The sequence below is a fragment of the Parvibaculum sp. genome (genome assembly GCF_040882025.1).
Classification (GTDB): domain Bacteria; phylum Pseudomonadota; class Alphaproteobacteria; order Parvibaculales; family Parvibaculaceae; genus Parvibaculum.
In genome coordinates, this window is record NZ_JBBECC010000175.1 from 12,106 (window position 1) to 13,222 (window position 1,117).

Annotated in this window: 1 protein-coding gene; it reads left to right on the plus strand. The window is 62.7% G+C overall.

Going from position 1 to position 1,117, the window contains the following annotated elements:
- Window positions 1-28: 28 nt before the first annotated feature.
- The coding region (locus WEB61_RS12720; RefSeq protein WP_368064709.1) for an aldehyde dehydrogenase family protein at window positions 29-1,117 on the plus strand (1,089 nt) is incomplete at its 3' end.

Below are 1,117 nucleotides of genomic sequence, written 5' to 3' on the forward strand. Positions count from 1 at the left end.
AAAAAAAGACTTTGGAGGAGAAACTCAGATGAGCGCCTACAAGCTTCTGATCGGCGGCAAGCTGGTCGACGGCGACATGACGATGGATGTGATCAACCCGGCAACGGAGGAGGTGCTGACGAAATGTCCGCGCGCCTCCGAGGCGCAGTTGAACGCCGCCGTCGCCGCCGCGAAAGCGGCTTTTCCGACATGGAGCGCGACGCCGATTGCCGAACGCAAGCAGGCGCTCCTGAAAATCGCCGATGTGATCGAGGCGAACGGCGCCGAACTGGCGCGCCTCTTGACCCAGGAGCAGGGCAAACCGCTCGCCGATGCCACCGGTGAGGTCTACGGCACCGCCGCCTTCTTCCGTTATTTCACCATGCTCGATCTGCCGGTGAAAGTGATCGAGGACAGCGAAGGCAAGCGCGTCGAGGCGCACAGGAAGCCGCTGGGCGTCATCGGCGCCATCGTGCCGTGGAATTTCCCGCTGATCCTGATGGCCTTCAAGCTGCCGCCGGCACTTCTCGCCGGCAACACGGTGGTCTTGAAGCCGGCGCCGACAACGCCGCTGACCTCGCTGAAACTCGGCGAACTGATCAAGGACATCCTGCCCGCCGGCGTCCTCAACATCGTGACGGATGCCAATGATCTCGGCGCCGCGCTGACCGCGCATCCCGATGTCCGCAAGATTTCCTTCACCGGCTCCACCGCCACCGGCGCCAAGGTAATGGCGGGTGCGGCCGGCCTCCTCAAGCGCATCACGCTGGAGTTGGGCGGCAACGATGCCGGCATCGTCCTCGACGACGTCGATCCGAAGGAAGCGGCGCCGAAACTCTTCCAGAGCGCTTTCCAGAATTCGGGCCAGGTCTGCATCGCCATGAAGCGGCTCTATGTGCATGAATCGATCTATGATGAAATGTGTTCGGAGCTCGCGACACTCGCCGAAAATGCGGTGATGGGCGACGGCCTCGAACAGGGCACCCAGCTCGGGCCGCTGCAGAACAAGATGCAGTTCGACAAGGTCAAGGAGCTGATCGAGGACGCGAAGAAGACCGGCAAGGTGATCGCCGGCGGCGGCGCGGTCGACAAACCCGGCTATTTCATCCGTCCCACCATCGTCCGCGACATCACCGAC